Source organism: Nostoc sp. WHI (assembly GCF_015714725.1).
GTDB lineage: Bacteria > Cyanobacteriota > Cyanobacteriia > Cyanobacteriales > Nostocaceae > Nostoc.
Map to the genome: position 1 here is coordinate 1 of NZ_WBKM01000301.1, position 4088 is coordinate 4088.

A 4088-nucleotide genomic window follows, 5' to 3' on the forward strand; every position below is an offset into this window, starting at 1 on the left:
TAGTTTGACTAATTAATATTTTTCAATTCACTAATTTTACCAAAGCTCGATAACTATTATAAATTGTTATTTTAATTAAGTTCTATATTCTAAAAACAGAACTACTTTCCTGGATTTACCCTTCGTTTTTAAGCAAATCCCTCAAATATGTCAGTATTTATACTTAATAATTGTAGTCAATTATTTTTTAGTGATGCCTGCGGTGGTCACTGAGCTTGCCCTTTGCGGAGCGTCTTGTAGAGAAGTGCGCGCTGCGCCTACGCCTTTCCCTAAAAAACTAATTATTTTGTGCTACGTATTGAATTTCAAAATGGCGATTAATACCCTATTTATTTCAAAATGAGAATTGCTGTCCAAAATATGCCGATACAGGTATTCCATTTTTATCAACAAGACATATCCGACATGGAGGAATTGATTGGAATGATCTAAAGTTTATTAGTCCAGATGATGCTGAAATCCAATGGAAAAAATGCAGACCACAACAAGGCGACATTTTATACACCAAAGGGGGAACAACAGGTATAGCAGCAACTGTTGATTTTGATGAACCATTTGCAGTTTGGGTTCATGTTGCATTGCTAAAAACAAATAAAAATAAGGTTGAGCTAAAATGGTTAGAAAATATGCTGAATTCTTCGTTCTGCTATCAACAGTCCCAACGACTAACACATGGCATTGCAAATCGTGACTTAGGACTCAAACGAATGGTAGGGATTGAAATGTTTCTTCCCCCCCTCCCACTTCAACAAGAATTTGCTCAACGAGTCGAAGCTGTAGAAAAACTCAAAACTGCTCACCGCGCCTCACTATTAGAATTCGACGCGCTCTTTGCTTCCCTCCAACATAGAGCATTTAGAGGAGAATTATAATAAAGTGCCAGCCAGAGACTCCATTCACGAAACTGTAAAAGAGGCAGTTATCAAAGACGGTTGGGAAATTACGGACGATCCCTATGTTATTTCCTATGGTGAGCGTTTTTTATTTGTGGATCTTGGTGCAAGCGGCTTTATTGGAGTTCGGCAGGGAAATAAACACATTGCCATTGAAATTAAGCAATTTCGTGGTCAATCTCAAGTAGCTGACTTAGAGCAAGCTATTGGTCAATATACGCTATATCGTCTGTTACTTAATCAAGTCGATCCAGAACGTGACCTTTATCTTGCTGTTTCTGAAGCAACCTACAGCGATATATTTACTGAGCCAATTGGAAAACTAGCGATCGCTCAACTACCTTTAAAGCTGATTATTGTAGATTTAGAGAAAAAGGAAGTAAGCCAATGGATACCATCACGACCTATCGAGAAATCGTCAAACAGGTAATTAGTGATTATGCCAAACTACGCCCATCTCACGGTAACATTCGCTTAGATGCCATATTTGACGAAATGCGCGATCGCTATGCTCTGATGCAGGTTGGTTGGGATAGAGGAAAGCGGGTGCGTGGCAACCTGATCTATGTAATTATCGAGAATGGGAAAGTAATAATTGAATACGATGGTATGGAATGTGGAATTACTCAGGACTTAATTAACAAAGGTATTCTTGAGCGTGATATTGTGCTGGCTTTTCTACCGGATTCGCAGCCTGTTTCTGTAGCTTGAAAATGAGGAGTAGACTGACATCGTGAGCGTTAGCGACTCAACTGACTTGTACTGAGCTTTGTCGTAAAGCCTGCGGCATAGCTACGCTTAGGGCGCAGCCTAAGAAGAGAAGTAGCGCTCACGGCGAAGCCAAAACGAGAGTGTAGGGAGTGATGTAGCTTTGGCTGACCGCAGGGTGGGAGACGAGGGAGAGATTTTCATGCTTTTGTTACGGGATAAACAGCCCGTGGGGTTCTAACTTTAAGTCACAAAAAATACCGAATATAATGTATTTAAATTGACAAAAGCTTTATTAATTTAATGAGCCAGTTTACATTCCTCCAAGCTGAATTCCCCGCAGTTTACGAATCCGCAAATAAAGCTTTTAGTGCAGTATATCCCGACCCCCGTACCGCCTGCTTTTATGCCCGTCGTGCCTTGGAGCTAACCGTAAACTGGTTGTATCAATACGATAATTCCCTAGAACTGCCCTATCATGACAACTTGAGCGCCCTGATTCATGAACCTACCTTTAAAACCTTGGTAGGTGAGGCAGTATTTAACAAAACACGAGTCATCATCAAACTGGGTAATCAAGCAGTCCACAGCCCTAAACCCATCCCTGTCAACGATGCCATAAACGCAGTACGAGAATTTTTTCACGTTGCGTACTGGTTAGCACATACCTACGGACGCAGTAGCAAACCTGAACCGGGGCTGACTTTCAACCCAGAAGCACTGCCCAAAACTGCGCCAGTGCCTAAACAAACCATTGAGCAACTCCAGAAACTGGAAACCCAACTGCGGGAGCGCGATGAAAAACTCTCCACACTTCTCGCTGACAAAAACGCACTGGATGAAGAATTAAAGCGATTACGGGCAGAGATAGCAGCAGCCAAGAAAGCCAGCACCACCCAGCCAGATACTCACGACTATTCTGAAGCACAAACCCGCGATATCTTCATAGACCTGTTGCTAAAAGAAGCAGGGTGGACACTCGATCAATCCCGCGATCGCGAGTTTGAAGTTACAGGGATGCCCAACGCATCAGGCGAAGGCTTTGTAGACTACGTACTCTGGGGCGACGATGGTAAACCCCTGGCGATCGTAGAAGCCAAGCGTACCCGAAACGACCCCCGCATCGGGCAGCAACAGGCTAAACTATATGCCGATTGTCTAGAAACGCAGTTCGGTCAGCGTCCAATAATCTTCTACTCCAACGGTTACGAGCATTGGCTGTGGGATAATACCAATTACCCACCGCGACAGGTGCAAGGATTTTACAAAAAAACCGAATTAGAATTGCTTGTACAGCGCCGGACTACCCGCAAATCTTTAGCAGAAGCCACCATTAAGCCTAGCATTGCCGAACGTTATTATCAAACTCGTGCTATTCGCCGCATTACCGAAGCCTTCGAGACTGATAAAGACCGCAAAGCCTTGATAGTCATGGCGACAGGTGCAGGGAAAACCAGAACAGCGATCGCATTGGTAGAGATGCTGATGCGTTGTAACTGGGTCAAACGCGCACTGTTTCTAGCAGACCGTGTAGCCCTGGTAAATCAGGCAATCAATGTATTTAAGAAACACCTCCCCGATGCTGCACCAGTTAACTTGGTGACAGAGAAAGATACCGAAGGACGAGTGTTTGCTTGCACCTATCCCACCATGATGGGGTTAATTGATGATACCCGCGATGGGCAGCGTCGTTTTGGCGCAGGGCATTTTGACCTGATAATTATTGATGAAGCCCATCGCTCAGTTTTCCAGAAATACCGCACCATCTTCAACTACTTCGATTCTCTCTTACTAGGACTAACCGCCACGCCCAAGGATGAAATAGACCGCAATACCTACGGACTATTTGACCTAGAAAACGGCGTACCTACCGATGCTTACCAACTTGAAGATGCCGTAAATGATGGCTTTCTCGTACCGCCCAAAGCTGTATCAGTACCCCTGAAGTTTCAACGCCAGGGGATTAATTATGATGAACTTTCTGAAGCAGAGAGGGAAGAGTGGGACGCTCTGGAATGGGATGACGAAGGCAACGCACCGGAGCGCGTAGAAGCAGAAGCAGTCAATAAGTGGCTATTTAATCAAGATACTGTAGACAAGGTGCTAGCGCATCTGATGACCAGGGGGTTGAAAGTTGCAGGTGGCGATCGCCTGGGCAAAACCATTATCTTTGCTAAAAACCAAGATCATGCCAATTTCATTGGTGAACGGTTCAATCTCAACTATCCACACTTTAAAGGGGGAGCAATGCGATTTTGTGAGGTCGGACAAAAAAAGTGCGATCGCTAAAAATTATATTCAAGTACGGAGTGATTTTATTTACAAATAAAATATTGATTCGCAGGAGAATTCATCTTGATGAGATATCTCAAAAAGATTGCTAGTAAGTCATTTGACGATTATTTCCCAAAATATCTGTAACAAGCCTTTGATATTTAGTATCAATTACAGCAACCAATAGCTAAAGATGAGAACGCAAGTATAAAA

The 4088-nt window shown here is 43.4% G+C and carries 4 protein-coding genes; all 4 read left to right on the top strand.

The window, feature by feature from the left end:
• Nucleotides 1-374 precede the first annotated feature (374 nt).
• The 4 genes from F8S12_RS31185 to F8S12_RS31200 all read left to right on the top strand — a co-directional run bounded on the left by F8S12_RS31185 (nt 375) and on the right by F8S12_RS31200 (nt 3890).
• On the top strand, nt 375-872 hold the full coding sequence (locus F8S12_RS31185; RefSeq protein ID WP_331001467.1) for a restriction endonuclease subunit S: 498 nt from the start codon (nt 375-377) through the stop codon (nt 870-872).
• Nucleotides 873-876: 4 nt separating this feature from the next.
• Nucleotides 877-1323, top strand: a complete 447-nt coding sequence (locus tag F8S12_RS31190; protein WP_196520170.1) for a XisH family protein — start codon at nt 877-879, stop codon at nt 1321-1323.
• Entirely contained in the window at nt 1281-1604 is a 324-nt protein-coding gene (locus tag F8S12_RS31195; RefSeq protein WP_196520171.1) for a XisI protein, read from the top strand. The genes F8S12_RS31190 and F8S12_RS31195 overlap by 43 nt, the downstream gene beginning before the upstream one ends.
• A gap of 300 nt (nt 1605-1904) precedes the next feature.
• On the top strand, nt 1905-3890 hold the full coding sequence (locus F8S12_RS31200) for a DEAD/DEAH box helicase family protein (RefSeq protein WP_230968395.1): 1986 nt from the start codon (nt 1905-1907) through the stop codon (nt 3888-3890).
• The last annotated feature ends 198 nt before the right edge of the window (nt 3891-4088 follow it).

What these genes read in the sequence shown, in the direction of transcription:
- F8S12_RS31200 (WP_230968395.1), top strand. Translation starts at nt 1,905, where the DNA reads ATGAGCCAGTTTACATTCCTCCAAGCTGAATTCCCCGCAGTTTACGAA.
- F8S12_RS31195 (WP_196520171.1), top strand. Translation starts at nt 1,281, where the DNA reads ATGGATACCATCACGACCTATCGAGAAATCGTCAAACAGGTAATTAGT.